Below are 21,872 nucleotides of genomic sequence, written 5' to 3'. Positions count from 1 at the left end.
GTCAGTCGAAGCGGAGCGATCCCGTGCGGGTGCGCTTGAGTTCGAAGAAGTCGGGATCGGTGGCCAGGACGCGGAAGCTGTCGAAGAGCGCGGCCGCCCTGGCCCCTCGGGGAACGGCCCGCAGCACGGGGCCGAACCACACCGTCCCGTCGACGTGGAGGGTGGGCGTGCCGACATAACCGCCCGAGTCGGGCTCGGCGCCGGCCTCGTGACTGCGGCGGACTGCCTCGTCGTAGGACGGGTCGTGCGCGGCGGCGGCCAGTTCGGCCGGCAGGCCCAGTTCCGCCAGGGACTCGGTGATCACGGCGGCGAAGCGGTCGGTGGAGTCGGCCTTGCCCACGTGGATGCGGGTGCCGAACGCGGTGTACAGATCGCGCAGCACCTTCTCCCCGTGCCGCTCCGCCGCGGCCACGGCCACCCGCACCGGGCCGATCGAACGGTCCACCAACTCCCGGTACCAGTCGGGGAGTTCGTTGCCGATATTGTGCAGGTACAGGCTCATCGCGTGGAAGCGGAGCTCGAGCGCGCGCTCGCGCTCGACCTCCAGCAGCCAGCGTGAGGTGATCCAGGCGAAGGGACAGGCGGGGTCGAACCAGAAGTCGACGGGGATGGGTGCGGTGTCGGTCATACCGTCGACGCTAGTCCCGAGGCGGCACAGGGTCCCGCCCCAATTGTTCACGTTTTCATTGGCCCAATTTGGGGTCGCGCCCGCTGGCGGCGAGGGCCCGGTCGAAGACGGGGGCATCGTCCGGCACCGGCACGGGGTCGGCGAAGCCGTCGTACTGCCGGTAGATGTCGCCGTGCTTCTCGACCACGTGGAGGATGAAGCGGGCCGCGTCGTCGGAGATCCGGAACCGCTGGCCGGTGGCGGCGGCCACGTCCCAGCCGTGCACCGCCATCTCCTTGACGACCATGGAGGCGATGTCGAGAGCGGACATCTTGGCCATACCCAGGTCGACCTCGCCCTCCCACACCGCCGGATCGGCCCAGGCGGCGACGGCGCGGTCCAGCTGGGCGGCGTAGGCCTCGGCCCAGTCCGGGTCGGCGGTGAAGTCGCGGGCGGTCAGCTCCTCGGGGAGCTGCTTGCGCAGGGCGCGGTGCTCCAGACCGTGGGAGGTGTAGAGGACCCAGTGGTTGACCAGGGCCCGGACGTCCCAGTCGGGGCAGTGGGTGGGCTCGCCGAGGCGGGCCGCCGGGACGCCGCGCGCCACGCGGGCCGCCTCGGCGGCGCACTCGGTCATGTACGTGTGCAGGTGCTTGGGGTCGTCGTACGTCATGCGCCCCACGCTAGGAAAGGGGCGCTCAGGACTCTTGAACAAACGCGACAGCCTCGTCGGCGAGCCGGACCAGTTCCTCGACCGGCATCGAGCCGGCCGCCCGGTGCTCGCGTGCGAAGGTGTTGGCGAGCCGCTGGAGGAGGTCGTTGAGCGGGGTCGGTACGCCGTGCAACCGGCCCAGCAGCGCGATCTCGCCGTTGAGGTAGTCGGCCTCGATGGTGCCGGTGCCCCGGCTGAGCGACTGCCAGGAGGAGCCGCCGCCGCGCGGCGCGCCGTCGAGCGGGACCAGGTCGACCTTGTGGCCGCGCGTGGCCCGCTGCTCCTCGACGCTCGCGTACGCGATCCCGGCGGCGTCGAGCACGGCCTCGCCCTCGGCCCGCACTCGCCGGTACAGCTCCCCCGCCTTGTCACCGGCGGCCGAGGAGACCGCCTCCAGCGCGTTGGCCAGGTTGGACAGCAGCTTGGCGTACTGCCAGCGCGACACGTCCGGCACCACCGGCGCCTCGAGGAACCGCGTCTTGTCCAGGTCCGCGGCGATGCGCCGGGCGGTCTCGTCGGTGCCGTGGGGATACCGGCCCAGGTGCAGGATGCCGGTGAGCGGGGCGCCGGCTGCGGAGACGCGGCCCGGTTCGACGAAGGTCGCGGGCAGCCACACGCAGACGCCGTACACGTGCCGGAAGACGCGCAGGGCGAGCCGCTGTCCCTCCACGCCGTTCTGGGCGCACAGCAGCGGCAGCCGCTCGGCGGCCGTACCGCCGCCGTCGACCGGCGCGGGCCCCCACTCCCGCAGGGCGGCCACCGTGTCCTGCGTCTTGACGGCGAGGACGAGGACGTCGTCGGCCCGCAACTCCCCCAGCTCGCCCGGGCCTTCGACGGCCGGCAGCCGGTAGGTGTGCTGCCCGTCCGGTACGGTCAGCCGCAGCCCGCTCTCCCGCAGCGCCGCGAGTTGCGCGCCGCGGGCAACCGCGACGACCTCGTGCCCGGCCCCCGCGAGCCGCCCGCCGATCGCCCCGCCGACGGCGCCCGCTCCGATGATGATGTAGCGCATGGCAGGAGCCTCGCACACGGCCCGACCACCGGCGGCCCGGGCCCCCGCGCGCTCAACCCGCCGTGAGTTCCACCAGTTTCACCACGGTGTTCCAGTTTCGGGTGGTGGCGATCAGGCCCTTGTTGACGCGGGGCCTCGCGAGCAGTTCGGCGAGTCTTGAGCGGCCCAGGCCGTCCGGCGCGTAGAGGTACAGGGCGCGGTCGCCGAGCCGGAACTCCTCCGGGAGGCAGGCCTCTTGGTCGATCTCCGCGAACCGGTCGGCGGTGACCGGTGCGGAGAAGTAGGTGACGTGCAGCTGCTTGGCCTCCAGGTCGGCGGCCGGGAAGGGGCAGTCCTCGGCGATCGCCTTCAGATAGGCGTGGTCGCGCACGATCACGTCGACGGGGAAGCCGAAGTGCTGCTCGATGGCCTGCGTGAGCTCGGCGGCCAGGGACTCCTCGTCGCCGTGATCCGACGCGAACACGGCCTGCCCGCTCTGCAGGTGGGTACGTACGGCGTCGTGTCCGAGGCCCTCCATGAGCTGCCGCAGCTCGGCCATAGGGACCTTCTTCTTGCCACCCACGTTGATGCCGCGCAGCAGCGCCGCGTACGTCGTCGTCATGGCGCACACCCTAGGACGGCCGTCGTGCCCCGTGGGGGTGGGCACGACGGCCAGGTCCGCGTGGGGGCGGACTGCGCGAAACTCTGGCCGACCGGGTGGGCCCACGGCAACAGCTACACGCAGCTGTGACTTGTTCAACAAGGTTTCGTAATCACAAAGAGGAGCGAGACCGGTGGACCGGACACTCCACGGCAGGCGCGGCCACCCTGATCACTACCTCCGAGTAGCCCGGATAGATGTAGGGGGCCGCGGTCCTCCCCAGCGGTGAGGGCACCGGGTCCGTGGGGATGAGTTCCGGCCACGGCACTTCACCGGGAAGCACGACGAGACGGCCTTACCTCGCCCATACCTTCGAAACGGAAGGTGGCGGCACGGGGCTGTCACCGCTCACGAGGGGGCAGGCCCGTCATGGGGAACGAGGAATCGCGGGTGCGGGGCATCGCCGCCCGGGCGGGCGGCTGGAGTGCCCGGCACCGATGGGCCGCCGTGGGGATCTGGGTGCTGTTCGTCGTCCTGGCGATGGGACTCGGCTCGGCGGCCGGCCGGGTGGATCTCAAGGACAGCGACCAGCTCAAGGGCGAGACGCACACCGCCGCCCGGATCATCGATGACGCGGGGATCAAGGAGCCGGCCGGTGAGACCGTCCTGATCCAGTCGAAGGACAGCGGCCCGAAGGCCACCGACGCCGAGTTCCGGTCGGCGGTCGCGGCGGTCGTGAAGGCCGTGGATGCCACCGGCCGGGTCACGGACGTGAAGTCGCCGTACACCACGGACACGATCTCCAAGGACGGGCGCAGCGCGCTGGTGCGGTTCGACATGCGCGGCGACGCGGAGACCGCGGGCGACCGGGTGGAACCGGTGCTGAAGGCCGTCGCCGGGGTGCAGAAGGACCACGGGTCGCTGCGGATCGAGGAGATCGGCGGCGCCAGCATGCGCAAGACCTTCGACGACGCGTTCGGGGACGACTTCCAGAAGGCCGAGTACTCCGCGGTGCCGGTGGCCCTCGGCATTCTGCTCATCGCCTTCGGCGCCCTGGTGGCCGCGCTGCTGCCGGTGGCCCTGGCGATCACCGCGATCATGGCGACGATGGGCCTGATGGGCCTCGTCAGCCACGTCCAGCCGATGACCGATACCGCCAACTCCGTCATGCTGCTGGTCGGTCTGGCCGTGGGCGTCGACTACTGCCTGTTCTACCTGCGCCGTGAGCGGGAGGAGCGGGCCGCCGGACGCGACGGACAGACGGCACTGCGGGTCGCCGCCGCGACCAGCGGCCGCGCGATCATCGTCTCGGGCATCACGGTGTGCGTGGCGATGGCGGGCATGCTGTTCACGGGGCTCGCCACCTTCGAGGGCATGGGCCTGGCCTCGCTGATGGTCGTCGCCGTCGCCATGGTCGGCTCGGTTACCGTGCTGCCGGCCCTGCTGTCGCTGCTGGGCGAGCGGGTCGAGAAGGGACGCGTGCCGTTCCTGCGCAAGGCCATGCAGCGCCGGGCCGCCCGCTCGGGCGGGCAGAGCCGGTTCTGGAGCACCGTCGTGCGCGCGGTGCTGGCCAGGCCGCTGGTGTCGGTGGTCGTGGCGGCCGGCGCGCTGCTCGCCGTCGCCGCTCCCGCGCTCGGCATGAAGACCCAGAACCTCACGCTGGACCAGGAGTTCGGCGACTCGCTGCCGATCGTGCAGACGTACAACCGCGTCAACGACGCCTTCCCGGGCGGCTCCGAGCCGGCCGAGGCGGTCGTCAAGGCCAAGGACATCAACGCCCCCGAGGTCAAGAGCGCGCTCGCCGACTTCAAGGAGCGGGCGATCAGTTCGGGCGCCTCGCGCGGCCCGGTCCAGATCACCCTGCACGACGCGCAGAACATCGCCTACGTCTACGTCCCGCTGGTCGGCGGGTCCGACCTGGACAAGGCGGGCGCCAGTCTGGAGAAGCTGCGCGACGAGGTGCGGCCGGCCACGCTGGGCAAGGTGGACGGCGTCCAGGCCCCGATCACCGGCCAGGTGGCCGGTTCGAAGGACTTCAACGACCAGCTCGGCGGCGCCGTCGTCCCGGTCTTCGCGTTCGTCGTGGTGTTCGCCTTCGCGCTGATGCTGCTGTCGTTCCGCTCGCTGACCATCGCGATCACCTCGATCGTGCTCAACCTCCTGTCCGTGGGCGCCGCCTACGGCATCCTCGTCGCCGTCTTCCAGCACGGCTGGGGTGCCTCCCTGGTCGGCGCGGAGGGCGTCGGGGCGATCATCACCTGGCTGCCGCTGTTCCTGTTCGTGATCCTGTTCGGGCTGAGCATGGACTACCACGTGTTCGTGGTCTCCCGGATCCGCGAGGCACGCCTGCGGGGCCGTACGACGAACGAAGCGATCCACCACGGTGTGGTCACCACGGCCGGTGTCGTCACCAGCGCCGCGGTCATCATGGTCGCCGTGTTCGCGATCTTCGGCACGCTGTCCATGCAGTCCATGAAGCAGATGGGCGTGGGCCTCGCGGCCGCGGTGCTCATCGACGCGACGATCATCCGGGGCGTGCTGCTGCCGGCCGTGATGGCGCTGCTGGGCGAGCGCAACTGGTACCTGCCGAAGTGGCTGCACCGGATGCCCGACCTCACGCACGACGAGGCGCCAGACGCCATCACGCACGCGGCAAAGGACGAGGGTGAGCCCGTGAGGGTCTGAACCCGCCCATGCTGAGGGCCCGTTGGTCTCCCGGGGGAACCAGCGGGCCCTCGATCACGCCCGCGCGCGGCCGAGTTCGGTGGACGGTTCAGCGCTGGTAACGGGCGAGGACCAGGTTGCCGTCCTTTTCCAGGCGGTGGCGCAGCTCGGCGAGACCGATCGCCCCGCTGTAGTACTCCTGGAAGGCGGGGGTAGCCACCTTGTCCTTCCACTCCGGGTAGCCGCGGACGGACTGCGCGGGCGCCGAGCGGAGGTGGGCGGCGAGGGCGGTGCCGGTGGCCCAGCCGTTCTCGGCGGTGTGCAGGGCGGGGTCCTTCAGGGCCCGGGTGCCGGTGGGCAGCATCCAGTCGCCGAGCGCCAGCCGCACCATGTTCCGCGGCCGCAGCAGGAAGTCGACGAACGCGGCGGCCTCCTTCTTGTGCGGGCTGTCCTCGGCGATGGACAGCGTCTGCGGGCTGACGCCCTGGGCGGGTCCGTCCGCTCCGGCCGGGGCGGGCAGCACCTGCCAGGCGAAGCCCTTGGGGGCCTGCTGGGCGATCTGCTGGCGGTAGGAGAAGCCGAGCGGGACCATCGCGTACTTGCCGCCGAAGAACCCGGGCAGGGTGTCCGAGCCGCCGCTGCCCAGGGTCGTGGGCGAGGCACTGTGGTCGGTGTTCGCCTGGTCGTGGACGGTGCGGGGCACCACCTGGTCGGCCGCCCCGAAACGGACGGTCACCTTGCCGTCCGCGCCCCGGTGGAACAGCTCGCCGCCGGCCGACAGGGAGAGGTTGAGGGTCGCGGAGACGGGCTCCTTGAGGGGCCAGGCGACGCCGTACCTGCCGTCGCCACTCAGCTGTTTCGTCACCTGCCTGAACTCCACCCAGGTCCATGGGTGTTGGGGCGTCGGGATGCGCACTCCCGACTTCTTCAGCCAGGTGGCGTTGGCGACGAGCACCCGCGGTTCCTGGAGGAACGGCACGCCGTACACGCCGTCACCGAAGGTCGTCGTGCGCCAACTGCGCTGCGGGATGTCGGACTTCAGGCGTCGCGACAGCAGTCCGCGCAGGTCGGCGAGGTAGCCGCCGTAGGCGAAGTCGGCGAGGTCGTCGGAGGCGTCGTGGATGACGTCGGGGGCCTCACCGCCCTCGAAGGAGGTGAGAAGCTGGTCGTGGACGCTGTCCCAACTGCCCTGCACGTACTCGACCTTGACGTCCGGATGCGCGGCGTTCCACTCCTTCACCAGCTCCTTGTTGGCCTTCACGGACTCCTGCTGCCAGGCGAGGGACTGGAAGCGGAGGGTGATCCGGCCGCCGTCCGCCGGGCCGCCGCCGCCCGTGCAGCCGGCCAGCAGCAGGACCAGGACAACGAGGGTCACGAGTCTGGCGCGCATCAGTTCTTCACCGCCCCGGTGAGCATGCCGCCGGTGATACGTCGCTGCACGACCGCGAACACGACCAGCGAGGGCAGTGTCGCGAGGAAGGCGGCCGCCGCGAGCGGGCCGAGGTCCGCGACACCCTCGGCGCCGATGAAATGGGTGAGGACGACCGGCAGGGTCTGTTTCTGCGGTGTCTTCAGCAGGACGAGCGCGAAGAAGAACTCGTTCCAGGCTGTGACGAAGGCGAACAGCCCCGTCGCCACGATGCCCGGCGCGAGCAGCGGCGCGACGACCGAGACGAGCGTGCGGGCCCGCCCGGCGCCGTCGACGGCCGCCGCCTCCTCGACCTCGGCCGGCACCGCCCGTACATACCCGGCGAGCATCCACAGCGCGAACGGCAGCGCCCACACCACGTACACCAGCGTCAGCCCCGCCAGGGAGTCGATCAGCCGGAGGTTCTTCAGCACCAGGAACAGCGGGATGATCACCAGGACCAGGGGGAACGCCTGGCTGACCACCACCCACCCGGTGGCGCCCCGGGTCAGCGCGGTACGGCGGCGGGCCATGACGTAGGCCAGCGGGGTCGCGATCACCACGGCGACGACGGCGGCACCGACGGCGGCCAGCAGGGAGTTGAGGGCGGCGTGCAGCAGGGGCTGCGCGTCGAAGGCCTGTCGGAAGTTGTCGAGGGTGGGATGACGCGGGATCCAGGTCGGGTGCGGACTGCCCAGCTCGCGGGGCGACTTGAAGGCGGTCGAGACCAGCCAGAGGAACGGGAAGGCCAGGAAGGCGAGATAGGCGAGCAGGGCCGCGTACTGGCCGGCCCGCGCGGTCGTCGAGGTCCTCAACGGTCGTCGCCTCCCCTGAGCCGGCCCACCAGGAACAGGGCGAGGAGCACCGAGATCACGGCGACCATCACGCAGCCCATCGCCGCCGCGTAGCCGAACTGGCCGTAGCGGAAGGCCTCTTCGTAGGCGAACAGCATGGGCAGCCGGGTGCGACCCCCGGGACCGCCGCCTGTCAGGACGTAGACCAGGGCGAAGGAGTTGAAGTTCCAGATGAGGTTGAGGGCGGTGATGGCGAGGGCGACCGGTCTGAGGGCGGGCCAGGTGACCGTGCGGAAGCGGCGCCAGGCGCCCGCTCCGTCGACGGCGGCGGCCTCGTGCAGCTCGCGCGGGGTGTTCTGCAGGCCGGCGAGCAGTGCCACCGTGGTCTGCGGCATGCCGGCCCAGACGCCCACGACGATCACCGCGGGCAGGGCGGTGCCCAGACCGCTGAGCCAGTCGTGGCCGCCGCCGAGGCCGAGGTCGTGCAGGGTCTCGGCGAGGACGCCCGCGTCCGGGTTGTAGACCAGCCGCCACATGATGCCGACGACCACATCGGGCATGGCCCACGGGATGATCGCCAGGGCACGGGCCAGCCACCTCAGCCGCAGGTCCTGGCCGAGCAGCAGGGCGAGGCCGAGTGCCAGCAGGAACTGCGGCACGGTCACGCCGACCGCCCACACCAGTCCGATGCGGAACGACTCCCAGAACAGTGTGTCGTGCAGCAGGTCCTGGAAGTTGAGGCCGCCGATCCACCGAGTGGGCTGGGTGCGGCCCGACTGGGAGTCGGTGAAGGCCAGCAGGATGCCGTAGAGCAGCGGTCCGACGCTCAGGACGAGGATCGGGATCAGCGCGGGCAGGACGAGGAACCAGGCCCCGCGGTCGCGGAGCGGCCGGTCCGGGCCGCCGGCGGCGCGCGGCGTGCGCTGCGCCGACCGCTTCGTCGCGGTCACCAAGGTCACGTCATCGGCTCCTTCGCACGGCTCGTGACGTTCGCACCCGGCGGGCCCGTGTCATGGTCGTGAAGGAGGCATGCGCCGTCAAGGCAGCGCGCACACCCCCCGACCTGTGCGAATGCGAGACTGGCCGATGGATGGCGCGTTCTCGACGCCGTCCACCGGTGCATACGCGGACATGGGAGGCGGACGATGGACGAGGCACGGGCGCGGGACGTACTGGCCGCGGCGGACGTGCTGCCCGGCCCGGCACGGGACGCGCGGCTCCTCGCCCTCGGCGAGAACGCCGTGTTCGCCGCCGGTGACCTGGTCGTCAAGGTGGGCCGGGACGCGGAGCTGCTCGACCGGGCGCGGCGCGAACTGGCCATCGCGCTGTGGCTGGCCGAGGCCGGCGTGCCGGCGGTACGGGCGGCGCGGCCGGAGCCGCTGCTGGTCGAGGGGCACCCGGTGACCGTGTGGCAGCGGATGCCGGACGCGGTGCGGCCCGCCGAACCCCGGGATTTGGCCGAACTGTTGCGGGTGGTCCACGCCCTGCCCGCGCCCGCGTTCGCGCTGCCGCCGCGTGAACTGCTGGGCGGGGTGGAGCGGTGGCTGCGGCTCGCGGGGGACGCGATCGACCCGGCCGACGCCGCGTATCTGCGCGAGCGGCGGGACGGGTTCGCTGCGGCCGCGGGCGCGTTGACGCCGCGGCTGGCTCCGGGGCCGATCCACGGGGACGCGTTGCCCCGCAATGTGCACGTCGGTCCCGACGGGCCGGTGCTGGTGGATCTGGAGACCTTCGCCTCGGACTTCCGTGAGCACGATCTGGTGGTGATGGCACTCTCCCGGGACCGGTACGGGTTGGCGGCCGAGGCCTACGACTCGTTCACCGAGGCGTACGGCTGGGACGTACGGGAGTGGGAGGGGTGCTCGGTCCTGCGCGGCGCCAGGGAGACGGCCAGTTGTGCGTGGGTGGCCCAGCACGCGCCGAGCAACCCCAATGCGCTGGCCGAGTTCCGGCGCAGGGTGGCGTCGCTGCGGGACGGGGACGAGGGCGTGCGGTGGTATCCGTTCTGACCGAGGCCGTGCCGGTCTAGGCGGTCTCGCCGTTCCGGATCGTGTGCGCCGCCCGGCGAAGCTCGGTGAGGACGCATCGCACCGCTGCCCGGGCCGCGCGTTCGGGGCGGTGGAGGACGTCGATGTGGCGTCTGGCCCGCACGCCGCTCAGGGGCCTCAGGACCAGTTCCGGATGCGGTCGCATCGTCCAGCGGGGCATCAGGGCGAGGCCGCCGCCGGCTGCCACCGCCTCGGCGACCACCGTGAACTCGTTGATGCGATGGACGAGTCGAAGGCGCCGGCCGGCCGCGGCCGCGATCGCCTCGATCGTCGCCAGGACCGGGAAGCCGTCGTGGACGGTGATCCACGGCTGGTCGGCGACATCGCGCGGGGTGACTCGGCGTTTGGCGGCCAGCGGGTGGTCGGCGGGCATCGCCACATCGAGGGGTTCGCGCAGCAGCGTGGTCACCGTCACCGTGTCCGGCCAGGGCGGGGCGTGGACCAGGCGGTGGGCGAGCACCAGGTCGTACTCGCGGGTGAGCCGGGGGAAGTCCTCCTGGGCCACGTCCTCGTCGGCGAGTCTGACGACCGGGGCGCCGGGCCCCGTGAGCGCGCGCAGGAGGAGGGGGAAGAACGTCGTGCCCGCGCTGTGGAACGCCGCCACGGAGACCTCGCCCGCCCCCTGGTCCAGGAACTCCCCGACGCTGTGCCGGGCCCGGGCCAGCGCCGTCTCCACCTCGATCGCCGCCCTCGCCAGCGCCTGACCGGCGTCGGTGAGCACCAGCCGTCTCCCCTGGCGCTCGGTGAGCGGCACCGGGATCGACCGCTGCAGCAGCCGCAGCTGCTGGGAGATCGCCGAAGGGGTGACCAGCAGCGCCTCGGCGACCGCCGTGACACTGCCCAGCTCGCCGAGCTCCCGCAGGATCCGCAACTGACGTTCGTCCATGGTCCGAGTGTAGGAAGTCGATGTAGTTCTTCTAAAAGATCGTTTCAGGAAGTGGTACTGGGCTTCAGGGACCGTTCCGGTGCACCGTGGGCGGATGACCGACGTCCGCCGCACCGATGCCGTGCTCCTCCTTGTCGCCGTCGTCTGGGGTTCGAGCTATCTCTCCGCCCAGACCGCCACCTTCGCGCTTCCCGTCCTGACGGTGCTGTTCGCGCGGTACGCCCTGTCCGCGCTGGCCTGTCTGGGGCTGGTCGCCGCCCGCCGGGGACCGCGTCCATGGACCCGGGACGAGCTTCGGGCCGGGCTTCCGCTGGGCGTGACGCAGGCCGCGGTCCTGGTCGTGGAGACGTACGGCGTCGCCCACACCAGTGCCGCCAACGCGGGGCTGATCATCAGCCTCACCATCGTGCTCACCCCGCTTTTGGACCGTTCACGCGGCGCGCTGCCCGCCTCCTACTTCGCAGCCGCCGGCGTGTGCGTCCTGGCCGTCGGGCTGCTGATGTCCGGCAACGGATTCCACACCCCACGCCTCGGTGACCTCCTGATGCTGGGCGCCGCGGTGATACGGGCGGGCCATGTCGCTTTCGTCGGGCGGCTCACCGGTGGCCGGGCCGTCCGTCCGCTGCATCTGACGACCGTGCAGGCTCTGGTCGGCACCTGCCTGTTCCTGCCCGGCGCCGCGAACGGTCTGCCCGCGCTGTCCCGGGCCGGCGCGGCGACCTGGACGCAGCTGGTGTATCTCGCCCTGTTCTGCAGCGTGTTCGCCTTCCTCGCGCAGACCTGGGCCGTGCAGCGCACCTCCGCCAGCCGCGCCAGCCTGCTGCTGGGCACGGAACCGGTCTGGGCCGTCGCGGCCGGCGTCGCCCTCGGCGGCGAGCGCTACGGTGTGCTCACCGTCCTCGGCGCGGCCCTGCTCGTCGCCGGCACCTACTGGGGGCAGTCCGTGGAACGCGCGGACCGCCGACGGCGCACGGAGAGCCCGGACCTCCTTGTCGCGAGCCCCGTGGGCGGCTGATCGGGGGCGGCCCGACGGCCGCCCGTCAGACCGGTTCGTCCGTCAGTTGCCGCAGCGGCCAGGTCCCGTCGACCACCGCCGTCGCGTCGCCCTTGCGGCGCAGAAAGCTCTGGAAGTCCGCCGCCCACTGCGCGTACCACTCGATCTGGCGGCGGTGCAGTTCCGCCGGGCCGAGGGCCGCGATCTTGGGGTGGCGGTCGGCTATCGCGCAGGCCAGGCCGGCCGCGGCGAGGGCGTCGGCCGAGGCGTCGTGGGCGGCCTCCAGGGGGACGCCGTACTCCGCGCAGACCGCTTCGAGGTTGCGCTTGCCGCGGCGGTACCGGTCGACCCAGCGGTCGATGGTGTACGGGTCGATGACCGGCGCGGGGTCGAGGCCGCCGAGGCGGTCGCTCAGGGAGGGCAGTGCGTGGCGGCGCAACTCGGCGGAGAGCAGGCTCAGGTCGAAGGCGGCGTTGTAGGCGACGACCGGGACGCCCGCTGTCCAGTACGAGGTGAGCACGTCCGCGATGGCGTCGGCCACCTGGTCGGCCGGGCGGCCCTCGGCGGTCGCCCGCTCGTTGCTGATCCCGTGCACGGCCACCGCGTCGGCCGGGATCTCCACGCCCGGATCCGCCAGCCATTCCCGGCGCCCCATGGGCTGTCCGCCCCTGACCTCGATCACGGCCCCCGTGACGATGCGCGCCTCGCGCGGATCCGTACCGGTCGTCTCCAGGTCGAAGCCGATCAGCAGTTCCCGGTGCCAGGCCATCGGCGGCCCCCCTTCTTGGTCGTGCTTTCCCCCAGTGGTCTCCACCTTCCCATGCGCCACTGACAATCAGAGGACCGCATTCCGCTTGCCGCTTCGGACAGTTCAGGACACGGGACGCGAATCCACCCAGGTCGTTTCGAACTCTTCGCGGTATGTCGGGAAGAGACCACTGTCGACCCCTTCGTTCTTCTCGTCCGACTTGACCACGCGGCTGCCGTTGCGCAGGACGAGCACCGGCGCCTCCATCCCCCGGGACCGGCGCAGGTAGGACTGCACGACGGCGACGCCGTCCGCGCCGTCGCCGTCGACGAGGTAGGCGGAGAAGCGCGGTGTCTCGTCGTAGACCTGGATCTCGAAGGCGCCCGGGTCGCGCAGCCGGGAGCGGACCCGGCGCATGTGCAGGATGTTCATCTCGACCGCGCGGCTCAGTTCGCCGCGTTTCATGCCGAGTTCCCGCTCGCGCCGTTTGACCGCGCTGGAGGCGGGGTTGAGGAACAGCAGCCGCACCCGGCAGCCGGCCTCGGCAAGACGGACCAGACGGCGGCCGGAGAAGTTCTGCACGAGCAGGTTGAGGCCGATGCCGACGGCGTCGAGACGGCGGGCGCCGCCGAAGATGTCCTCGGCGGGGAACTGACGCAGCAGCCGCACCCGGTCGGGGTGTACGGCGACCACGTCGGCGTACCGGTCGCCCACCAGGTCCTCGACCGCGTCGACCGGCAGGCGGCGGGCCGACGGCACGTCACCGCCCGCGCCGAGGGCGTCCAGCAGCCTGGCCGAGGCCCGCTCGGCCTGGTTCAGGACGGCCTCCGACAGGGCCCGGTTGCGGGAGACGACGTTGCGGGTCACCTCCAGCTCGTCCAGGGCGAGTTCGACGTCGCGGCGGTCGTCGACGTAGGGCTCGAAGCACGGCCAGTGCTGCACCATGAGCTCGCGCAGCTGGGGCAGGGTGAGGAAGCTGAGGACGTTGTCGTCGGCCGGATCGAGCAAGTAGCCCTTGCGTCGGCTGACTTCGCGGACCGCGACCGCGCGCTGCACCCACTCCTGGCCCGCCGGCCCGGCCGCGGCGATCACCCACTCGTCGCCGTGGACGGGTTCGTAGATGGGACGCAGAACAGCGGCCACGACCGCGCGCAGCCGCTGTTCGACGAGGTTCAGCCAGATGTAGGCCCGGCCGGCCCGCTGGGCGCGCGTACGCACCTCGCGCCAGGCGTCGGCGTCCCAGTCCAGCTCCGGTCCGATGGACGTCGTCTCCATCGGCCTGGCCAGGGACACCGTGCCGGGCGGGACGTCTGCGGAGTTCCCCTCGTGACCCTCGTCACCAGGGGGCAACTCCAGCCCTCCCGAGCCCACCCGCGCACCGCCTTCCGCTCCCCCGAGCACTCCCCTTGCCAACGATCAAGGAAGGGTACTCCGGGAGCGGTCGGCGATGCAGCCGGATGGACAGGGTCGTTTCTCAACTACGCGGCCGCCAGTGGCCGTTCTGCCACGAGAGCTCGTCCGGAGTGAGCGGATTCATAGCGGTCACGTCCCTGGGGGCGATGGAGAATCCCTGCCAGTGGATGGGCATGGGCTGCTGGTCCTCGTCACGCGCTATGTGGTGGAAGCCGACGTTCATCCAGACGATCGGGTGCGTGAGCGTCTGGCCGTTGACCCACTTCTCCACCGACTTGCCCGCTCCGGCGGGGCAGTTGCCGGTGTTGTTGGTGGCGAACTGCTCGCACTTGTTGTACTCGGTGAAGTACACGTCGTGCTTGGTGAAGCTGCGGCCCGCGTACTTGGTGGTGGGGCCGGGGACGACCTCGTACGAACGCGCGTGGCCGTCCTTGTTCTTGCCGGTGGCGCTGACCACCCGCCACCAGCGGTAGGCCTTGTAGTCGCCGCCGAGCTCCTTGGCGACCTTGGTGCGGGTGGTCTTGGCGCTCGGCGCCTCCTGGCCGTGCGCGGGCGCGCTGACGGTCGAGTCGTACTGCTCGACCTTCGTCTTGGAGGACCCGTCGAGGCCGAAGTCGAGCCGCCAGAAGACGTTGTGGCTGTGGCTGGTGGCGTAGGCCTTGGCGCCCTTGCCCAGCGGCCAGCCGCGGCCGTCGCCGGCGTCGTAGTCGTCGTAGGACAGGCTGCCGGTGGCGCCGACGTTCATGTTGACCGTGCCGTCGTCCTGGAAGCGCCACTCGGTCATGTACTCGTACCAGCCGACCTGGTTGACCGTGTAGACGAGCAGGTCCTTGCCCTGGGCCTGGTAGACCTTGTTCGCGGTGTCGCCCTGCATCCGGTACGCGTGCCCGCGCGAGCGCGTGGTGGTGCACAGGCCGTTGACGTTCGGGTGCTGCGGGTCCCAGGCGTCGGGGACCTTGACCGTCTTGATGGTGCCGCCGGGGCACTCGCCGGGCGCGAGGTTCATCAGGCCCTGGGCGAAGCCGAAGCCGGTGAGGTCGTCGTACTCGACGCTGCCGTCGTCGTAGGGGACGTCGATCTGGGCGAGCCGGGCGCTGTTGAGGACCTTGATCGGCGCGCTCTCGCCCTTGGGCTGGTAGGAGACGTTGTCGAGGACCAGCCCTGCCTTGCTGTCGTAGCGCCAGCACATCCGCCAGGTGGTGCCGCTGGAGAGCTTCTGCTCGATCTTGTAGGCGGCGCTGCAGTCGGCGGCCGCCGCGCCGGCGGTCCTCGGCTGGGCGGTGGCCGGGGCGGCTCCGGTGGTCGCGCCGGCGGCCAGCGCGGCCACCGACAGGCCCACGGCCGCCCGGGTGCGGGCGCGGCTCATTCTCTTGACGGGCATGACGAGGTGACTCCCTTGCACAGGAGGAGCAAGTTGGAAAAGTGGATGGAGTGCGGGCTCAGCCGCGCTTGAGCTGGGCGACCTTGTGGGCGCTCAGGTCGATCACGAAGGACCTCGCGTCGATCCACGGGCCGTTGACGACCTTGGGGAACAGCCGCACGCAACGGTGCTCGCCGCACTTGTCGAGCACGGCGGGCTGGGCGCCCGGCGTGGCACGGTAGACGGCGCCGTTGAGCAGCAGCTGGTCGGCTGAGGTGAGGTCCTTGCCGGTGGCGTCCTTGTAATCGGCCCGCAGGCCCTTGCCGAGCGGGTCGGCGATCAGCAGCGTGGCCGCCTCGGCGTTCTCGGCGCGGCTCAGCGGCGGCTGCACGCCGTGCTGCACGCCGGTGTCCTCGACCTTGCCGGTGTCGAGGTTGACGGTCTTGGTGACGAGCGTGTCGTTGCTGTAGTCGTAGAACGTCACGTCGGCCCGCCGCGGCGCGGACGGGTCGTCGGTCTCGTCGTTCTCCGGGTCGGCGAGGTCGACCGTCAGGCGCTGCGGGCCGCGCTTGCCGTCGACGTTCTCGGCGGACTTCAGCAGCTGCCGGCTCGCGGCGATCTGCTCGGCGCGCTTCATCTCGTCGTCGGTCAGCGGATCACCGCCCTTGCCCTTGTCCCCCTGGGCCGGCGCCTGCTCGACGACGCCCGCCGGTACCGCCCCGTCCTGCCCCTGGCCGGCCTGCTGCCCCGCCCGGGTGCCCGTCTTCCCTCCCGTTTCGTCCGCCCCTGCCGTCCCCGGCAGCGTGATCCCGACCATCACGGCGGTCCCGGCCACCGCGATGGCCGCACCGGCCACCACCTTGCCCAGATGGCGGTGCACTATCTTGCGCACATCTTCCCCCTACTCCCCCTTGGTCACGGGAGTACGTGTCTGCCCCACTGGTTCGGCATACCGCGTATGCCAGGTCGATCGGTAAGAGGGGCGTAAGTCATAGGTGGTTCCATCACTTTCGGGGAGACTCGACGCCAAGGCGCCACCTGGGGCGCGCTCCACCTGAAAGAGTCGTATCCATGCAGGTCTGGCCTGGCGAGGCGTATCCACTCGGTGCCACGTACGACGGCGCCGGCACGAACTTCGCGGTCTTCTCGGAGGCCGCGGACCGAGTAGAGCTGTGTCTGCTGCACGACGACGGCTCGGAAACGGCGGTGGAACTGCGCGAGAGCGACGCGTTCGTGCGGCACGCGTATGTGCCCGGCATCATGCCGGGCCAGCGCTACGGCTTCCGGGTGCACGGCCCGTACGCCCCGGAGCGCGGGCTGCGCTGCAACTCGGCGAAGCTGCTGCTCGACCCGTACGCGCGCGCGATCAGCGGTTCGATCCGCTGGGGCGAGGAGGTCTACGGCTACCACTTCGACGCACCAGACCGGCGCAACGACCTGGACTCGGCGCCGCACACGATGACGTCGGTCGTGGTCAACCCGTACTTCGACTGGGGCGACGACCGCCGCCCCCGCCGCGGCTACCACGAGACGGTGATCTACGAGGCCCATGTGAAGGGCCTCACCATGCAGCACCCGGGGCTGCCCGAGGAGCTGCGCGGCACCTACGCGGCGCTCGCGCACCCCGTGATCATCGAGCACCTGGTGGAGCTCGGCGTGACGGCGCTGGAGCTGATGCCGGTCCACCAGTTCGTCAACGACCACCGGCTGGTCGACATGGGCCTGAACAACTACTGGGGCTACAACACGATCGGCTTCTTCGCCCCGCACAACGCGTACGCCTCCTGGGGCGACCGCGGCCAGCAGGTCCTGGAGTTCAAGTCGGCCGTCCGGGCGCTGCACGAGGCCGGCATCGAGGTCATCCTCGACGTCGTCTACAACCACACGGCCGAGGGCAACCACCTGGGCCCGACGCTGTCCTTCAAGGGCATCGACAACCCGCAGTACTACCGGCTGACCGACGACCCCCGCTACTACATGGACACCACGGGCACCGGGAACTCGCTGCTCATGCGGTCGCCGCACGTCCTGCAGCTGATCATGGACTCGCTGCGGTACTGGGTGACCGACATGCACGTCGACGGCTTCCGCTTCGACCTCGCGGCGACCCTGGCCCGGCAGTTCCACGAGGTCGACCGGCTGTCGTCGTTCTTCGACCTGGTGCAGCAGGACCCGGTGGTCTCCCAGGTGAAGCTGATCGCCGAGCCCTGGGACGTCGGCGAGGGCGGCTACCAGGTGGGCAACTTCCCGCCGCTGTGGACCGAGTGGAACGGCAAGTACCGCGACACCGTGCGCGACATGTGGCGCGGCGAGCAGCGGGCCCTCGCGGAGTTCGCGTCCCGGCTGACCGGCTCCTCCGACCTCTACCAGGACGACGGCCGCCGCCCGCTGGCCTCGATCAACTTCGTGACCTGCCACGACGGCTTCACCCTGCACGACCTGGTGTCCTACAACGACAAGCACAACCGGGCCAACGGCGAGGACAACCGCGACGGCGAGAGCCACAACCGGTCGTGGAACTGCGGCGCGGAGGGCGCGACCGACGACCCCGAGGTGCTGAAACTCCGGGCGCGGCAGATGCGCAACTTCGTCGCCACCCTGATGCTGTCCCAGGGCGTGCCGATGATCAGCCACGGCGACGAGTTCGCCCGCACCCAGGACGGCAACAACAACGCCTACTGCCAGGACAACGAACTGTCCTGGGTGAAATGGCCCGCCACCGAGCAGGACGAGGACGACGGCGGGCTGCCGGCCTTCACGCGCGCGATGGTGTGGCTGCGCAAGGACCATCCCGTCTTCCGGCGCCGCCGCTTCTTCCACGGACGGCCCGTGGAGGGCACCCACGACGACCTGTCCGACATCGCGTGGTTCACCCCGGAGGGCCGGGAGATGACCCAGCGGGACTGGGACTCGGCGCAGGCGTCGGCGCTGACCGTGTTCCTCAACGGCAACGCGATCTCCGAGCCCGGAGCCCGGGGCGAGCGGATCACCGACGACTCGTTCCTGCTGATGTTCAACGCCTCGCCCGAGCCGCTGGACTTCGTCGTCCCGGTCAACCACGGCCGCCAGTGGCAGGTCGTCGTCGACACCGCCCGCGCGGACGGCGTACCGCCCGCGGAGGGCCCGAAGGTGACGGCCGGCGACCGGCTGACCCTGGTGGACCGCAGCCTGACCGTGTTGCAGCGGCCGGTCTAGAGCGGGTGCCCGGCCGCCGGCCGGGCACCCGCGCGGGCTCTCGGCGCACGGGATGACACGAAGAGCCGCGGGGCGGGTACGTAGGTCTGCATGACATCTGTGCGACCCGACCCCGCGGTGCCCACGGCCACCTACCGGCTCCAGCTGCAGCCCGACTTCCCGTTCACCGCCGCGGCGGCGGCCGTACCGTACCTGGCCTCCCTGGGCGTCTCGCACCTGCACCTGTCCCCCGTCCTGGAGGCCGTGCCCGGCTCGGCGCACGGCTACGACGTCGTCGACCACGCGCGCGTGCGCGACGAGCTCGGCGGCGAGGAGGGGCTGCGCGCCCTGGCCCGCACCGCGCGCGAGCACGGCCTCGGCCTGGTCGTCGACATCGTGCCGAACCACATGGCGATGTCCCCGCGCCACAACCACGCCCTCTGGGAGGTCCTGCGCGAGGGCCCCAAGTCGCCGTACGCGCGCTGGTTCGACATCGACTGGGAGGCACAGGACGGCCAGCTGCTGCTGCCGGTGCTGGGCGGCCCGCTCGGCTCGGTCGTCGACGAGCTGCGGGTCGACGGTGACGTACTGCGCTACTACGAGCACGCCTTCCCGCTCCGTGAAGGCACCGAGGAGCTGCCCCTGCCGCAGCTCCTGGACGCCCAGTGGTACCGGCCCGTGTGGTGGCGGCTGGCCCGGACCGAGCTGAACTACCGGCGCTTCTTCAGCATCTCGGAGCTGATCGGAGTGCGGGTCGAGGACCCCGAGGTGTTCGAGGCCACGCACGCGAAGATCCTGCAGCTGCTGCGCGAGGGCGTGGTCGACGGGCTGCGCGTGGACCACCCTGACGGGCTCGCCGACCCCGACGCCTACCTGGCGCGGCTGCACGAGGCGACCGGCGGCCGCTGGACAGTCGTGGAGAAGATCCTCGCGGACGCGGAGCCCCTCCCGGCCTCCTGGCCCGTCGCCGGCACCACCGGCTACGACGCCCTGCGCCGCATCGACGGGCTCTTCACCGACCCGGCAGGGTGCGGGGAGCTGCTGGGCCTGTACCGGCGTTTCGCCGCCCCGCAGACGGACCGGGGCGGCGACTGGGCGGCGACGGTGCGGCGGGCGGCGTACAAGGTGCTCACGCACGAGCTGGCCACCGAGGTCGACCGGCTGACCCGGGCGGCGGTCAAGGTCTGCGCCACCGCCCCGGACCCCGCCCTGCGCGACCGTGCCCCCTGGGCGCTGCGCACGGCTCTGCAGGAACTCCTGGTCCGGCTGGAGGTCTACCGGCCCTACACCTCCGGCGACCCGGCCCTGGTCGTCACCGAGGACGCCGCGGCCGAGGCGCGGGGCGCCTTCGCCGTCCCGGAGGAGGCCGGCGCGGTCGACGTGGTGCGCGACCTGGTGCTCGGGCGGGCCGACGCCGGTCCCGAGCAGGCCGAGTTCTTCACGCGGTTCGCCCAGACGGCCTCGGCCCTGCGCGCCAAGTCCGTGGAGGACACGGCGTTCTACCGCTACGTCCCGCTGCTGTCGGCGAACGAGGTCGGCGGCGAGCCGGGGAGTCCGTCGGTGTCCCCGGACGACTTCCACGCCTACTGCGCGCGCGTGCAGCGCGACTGGCCGACGACCGGGACGGTCGTCTCGACGCACGACACCAAGCGCAGCGCCGACGTGCGGGCGGCGCTGGCCGTGCTCACGGAGTGCCCCGGGCGCTGGGCGGACCTGCTGGCCGACGTGACCCACGCCGAGGAGAGCGTGCCGGACGCGCAGCTGGCGTGGGCGGCCTGGCAGACGGTGTTCGGGCTCGGCCCCGCGGACGGGGAACGGGTGCAGCAGGCGCTGCTGAAGCACGTGCGCGAGGCGGGCCTGTTCACCAGCTGGACGGAACAGGAGCCCGCCTACGAGGAGGCCGTCGCGGCGTTCGTGGCGGCGGGCCCGTGCGGGGCGCCGGCCGAGCACGTCGCCGCCCTGCGCGCCGAGCTGGAGCCCCACATCCGGGCCAACGTGCTTGGCACCGCCCTGGTGCATCTGACGATGCCCGGCGTGCCCGACGTCTACCAGGGCACCGAGAGCGAGTACCTGGCCCTCGTCGACCCGGACAACCGGCGGCCGGTGCGGTACCCGCCGGAGGACCCCGGCGACAAGGGGGCGCTGACGGAGGCCGCGCTGCGGCTGCGCGCACGGCGGCCGGCCGCCTTCGGGGACACGGCCACGTACACGCCGCTGACGGCGGAGGGACCGGCGGCGGAGCACTGTCTGGCGTTCGCGCGCTCCGGCGAGGTCGTCACGGCCGTGACGCGCCTGTCGCTGCGGCTGGCGGAGGCGGGGGGCTGGCAGGACACACTGCTGCCGCTGCCGCCCGGACGGTGGTCGGACGTACTGGCTCCGGAGCGGGAGTTCACGGGCCACGCACGCGTGGAGGACCTTTTCGCACGACTGCCGGTGGTGCTGCTGGAGCGGGCCGACGAGGGCTGACCGCGTGGCGTGGGGCCGCGCTAGACGCGCGCGTGTGAGCCCGGAGCCGCGGGCTTCGGCCAGGTCGCTCGCAGCAGCTCCACGAATGCCTCGGCGGCGCCGGTCGGTGGGACGCGTGCGAAGACCGTCGTCTCGCGTGTCCAGGACGGGGCGTGCGAGAGGACCGCGCCGTCCTCGCCGACCGCGCCGCGCACGATGTGGGAGGGCGCGAGGCACACCCCGACTCCGGCGGCGGCCATCCGCACGGCCGTCGAGGTGTGCTCCGTCCAGACGGCGGTGCGCGGCCGGAAGCCGGCGCGGGCGCACGCCCGGTCGAGGAAGCGCTCGCCGTGGACCACCGGTTCCATCGCGCAGCGGATCCAGTGGCGGTCGGCCAGTTCGGGCAGGGTCACCGTCGTACGGCCCGCGAAACGGTCGTCGAAGGGGACCACCAGCACCGCCTCCTCCTCGCCGACGGGCACGACGGTGCCGGGCCAGTCGGACGGGGCGGGCCCGACGGCCAGGTCCGCGGTGCCGCGCTCGACCTCCTCCTCCAGGGCCTGCGTCGTGGCGTACTCGTGCAGGTGCAGCAGGACCTGGGGATGCGCCGCGCGCCAGCGGGCGAAGACGTCCGGCAGGACGCCGACCGCCACCGAGTGGACGGCGGCGACGTGCAGTTCGCCGCCCTCGGCACCGGCGGCGGCACGGGCCGCGCGGTGGGCCTGGGCGGCGCTGCGGACGGCGTGCTCGGCGTGCGGCAGGAAGGCGCGGCCCATCGGGGTCGGGCGCACCCCGCGCGGCATGCGTTCCAGGAGCGCGCCGCCCACCGCACGCTCCAGCGCCTTGATCTGGTGCGACAGCGCGGGCTGGGAGACGTGCAGCACCTCGGCCGCGCGGGTGAACGAGGCCTCCTCGACGACCGCCAGGAAGTACTCCATCTGCCGCAGGCTCATCGCCGCCCCCGATCCATAAACATGCTGCATCGGATCCAGAAGAACATTGCCTTGGACTTATGGCAAGGGCGGGGCGGACG

Annotated in this window: 18 protein-coding genes; 5 read left to right on the top strand and 13 right to left on the bottom strand. The window is 71.7% G+C overall.

Annotation, left to right across the window (positions count from 1 at the left end; all coding sequences use genetic code 11):
• Position 1: 1 nt before the first annotated feature.
• From FBY22_RS07710 to FBY22_RS07695, 4 genes are read right to left on the bottom strand one after another with little or no spacing between them, the layout of a single operon-like run.
• Entirely contained in the window at positions 2-628 is a 627-nt protein-coding gene (locus tag FBY22_RS07710) for a DsbA family protein (RefSeq protein WP_142143513.1), read from the bottom strand.
• 55 nt (positions 629-683) lie between these two features.
• Positions 684-1,277, bottom strand: a complete 594-nt coding sequence (locus FBY22_RS07705) for a TIGR03086 family metal-binding protein (RefSeq protein ID WP_142143512.1) — start codon at positions 1,275-1,277, stop codon at positions 684-686.
• Positions 1,278-1,302: 25 nt separating this feature from the next.
• Positions 1,303-2,325, bottom strand: a complete 1,023-nt coding sequence (locus FBY22_RS07700; protein ID WP_142143510.1) for a ketopantoate reductase family protein — start codon at positions 2,323-2,325, stop codon at positions 1,303-1,305.
• A gap of 52 nt (positions 2,326-2,377) precedes the next feature.
• The gene (locus FBY22_RS07695; protein ID WP_142143508.1) at positions 2,378-2,926 is read right to left on the bottom strand and encodes a DUF1697 domain-containing protein; all 549 of its coding nucleotides are present in this window, start codon (positions 2,924-2,926) and stop codon (positions 2,378-2,380) included.
• 408 nt (positions 2,927-3,334) lie between these two features.
• On the opposite strand from FBY22_RS07695, the gene FBY22_RS07685 reads away from it, so the two are divergent.
• Positions 3,335-5,590, top strand: coding sequence for an MMPL family transporter (locus FBY22_RS07685; RefSeq protein WP_142143506.1), 2,256 nt, complete (start codon positions 3,335-3,337; stop codon positions 5,588-5,590).
• A gap of 88 nt (positions 5,591-5,678) precedes the next feature.
• Here FBY22_RS07685 and FBY22_RS07680 read toward each other — a convergent pair whose 3' ends face one another.
• Genes FBY22_RS07680 through FBY22_RS07670 form a run of 3 tightly spaced genes read right to left on the bottom strand, consistent with a single transcriptional unit; the run spans position 5,679 to position 8,730 of the window.
• Positions 5,679-6,959, bottom strand: coding sequence for a sugar ABC transporter substrate-binding protein (locus FBY22_RS07680; RefSeq protein ID WP_142143504.1), 1,281 nt, complete (start codon positions 6,957-6,959; stop codon positions 5,679-5,681).
• Complete coding sequence (locus FBY22_RS07675) at positions 6,959-7,792, bottom strand: carbohydrate ABC transporter permease (RefSeq protein WP_142143502.1); 834 nt, start codon at positions 7,790-7,792, stop codon at positions 6,959-6,961. The genes FBY22_RS07680 and FBY22_RS07675 overlap by 1 nt, the downstream gene beginning before the upstream one ends.
• Entirely contained in the window at positions 7,789-8,730 is a 942-nt protein-coding gene (locus FBY22_RS07670; protein WP_142143500.1) for a carbohydrate ABC transporter permease, read from the bottom strand. The genes FBY22_RS07675 and FBY22_RS07670 overlap by 4 nt, the downstream gene beginning before the upstream one ends.
• A gap of 186 nt (positions 8,731-8,916) precedes the next feature.
• Here FBY22_RS07670 and FBY22_RS07665 point away from each other — a divergent pair, with 186 nt between their 5' ends.
• The gene (locus FBY22_RS07665; RefSeq protein ID WP_142143498.1) at positions 8,917-9,780 is read left to right on the top strand and encodes a phosphotransferase enzyme family protein; all 864 of its coding nucleotides are present in this window, start codon (positions 8,917-8,919) and stop codon (positions 9,778-9,780) included.
• A gap of 16 nt (positions 9,781-9,796) precedes the next feature.
• Here FBY22_RS07665 and FBY22_RS07660 read toward each other — a convergent pair whose 3' ends face one another.
• Positions 9,797-10,705: a LysR family transcriptional regulator gene (locus FBY22_RS07660; RefSeq protein WP_142143496.1), complete on the bottom strand. Its 909-nt coding sequence runs from the start codon at positions 10,703-10,705 to the stop codon at positions 9,797-9,799.
• 94 nt (positions 10,706-10,799) lie between these two features.
• Here FBY22_RS07660 and FBY22_RS07655 point away from each other — a divergent pair, with 94 nt between their 5' ends.
• Positions 10,800-11,720, top strand: coding sequence for a DMT family transporter (locus FBY22_RS07655; RefSeq protein ID WP_142143495.1), 921 nt, complete (start codon positions 10,800-10,802; stop codon positions 11,718-11,720).
• Between the two features lie 25 nt (positions 11,721-11,745).
• Here the strand turns inward: FBY22_RS07655 and FBY22_RS07650 are convergent, their stop codons facing one another.
• From FBY22_RS07650 to FBY22_RS07635, 4 genes are all read right to left on the bottom strand, one after another.
• Positions 11,746-12,468, bottom strand: a complete 723-nt coding sequence (locus tag FBY22_RS07650; protein WP_142143493.1) for a 3'-5' exonuclease — start codon at positions 12,466-12,468, stop codon at positions 11,746-11,748.
• Positions 12,469-12,570: 102 nt separating this feature from the next.
• Positions 12,571-13,818: an SAV2148 family HEPN domain-containing protein gene (locus tag FBY22_RS07645; RefSeq protein WP_142143491.1), complete on the bottom strand. Its 1,248-nt coding sequence runs from the start codon at positions 13,816-13,818 to the stop codon at positions 12,571-12,573.
• Positions 13,819-13,921: 103 nt separating this feature from the next.
• Positions 13,922-15,241, bottom strand: coding sequence for a copper amine oxidase (locus FBY22_RS07640; RefSeq protein ID WP_142143489.1), 1,320 nt, complete (start codon positions 15,239-15,241; stop codon positions 13,922-13,924).
• A 58-nt stretch (positions 15,242-15,299) separates the two neighbouring features.
• On the bottom strand, positions 15,300-16,112 hold the full coding sequence (locus FBY22_RS07635) for a Tat pathway signal sequence domain protein (protein ID WP_142143487.1): 813 nt from the start codon (positions 16,110-16,112) through the stop codon (positions 15,300-15,302).
• 179 nt (positions 16,113-16,291) lie between these two features.
• Here FBY22_RS07635 and glgX point away from each other — a divergent pair, with 179 nt between their 5' ends.
• Complete coding sequence (gene glgX / locus FBY22_RS07630) at positions 16,292-18,415, top strand: glycogen debranching protein GlgX (RefSeq protein ID WP_142143485.1); 2,124 nt, start codon at positions 16,292-16,294, stop codon at positions 18,413-18,415.
• A 90-nt stretch (positions 18,416-18,505) separates the two neighbouring features.
• Positions 18,506-20,860, top strand: coding sequence for a malto-oligosyltrehalose synthase (treY, locus tag FBY22_RS07625; RefSeq protein WP_142143484.1), 2,355 nt, complete (start codon positions 18,506-18,508; stop codon positions 20,858-20,860).
• Positions 20,861-20,880: 20 nt separating this feature from the next.
• On the opposite strand, the gene FBY22_RS07620 is transcribed toward treY, so the two are convergent.
• Positions 20,881-21,792, bottom strand: coding sequence for a LysR family transcriptional regulator (locus tag FBY22_RS07620; protein ID WP_142143482.1), 912 nt, complete (start codon positions 21,790-21,792; stop codon positions 20,881-20,883).
• Between the last annotated feature and the right edge of the window lie 80 nt (positions 21,793-21,872).

It is taken from the genome of Streptomyces sp. SLBN-31 (assembly GCF_006715395.1).
Classification (GTDB): domain Bacteria; phylum Actinomycetota; class Actinomycetes; order Streptomycetales; family Streptomycetaceae; genus Streptomyces.
The sequence above is the reverse complement of the archived record's forward strand: the minus strand, read 5'-3'. Positions and strand labels throughout refer to the sequence as shown.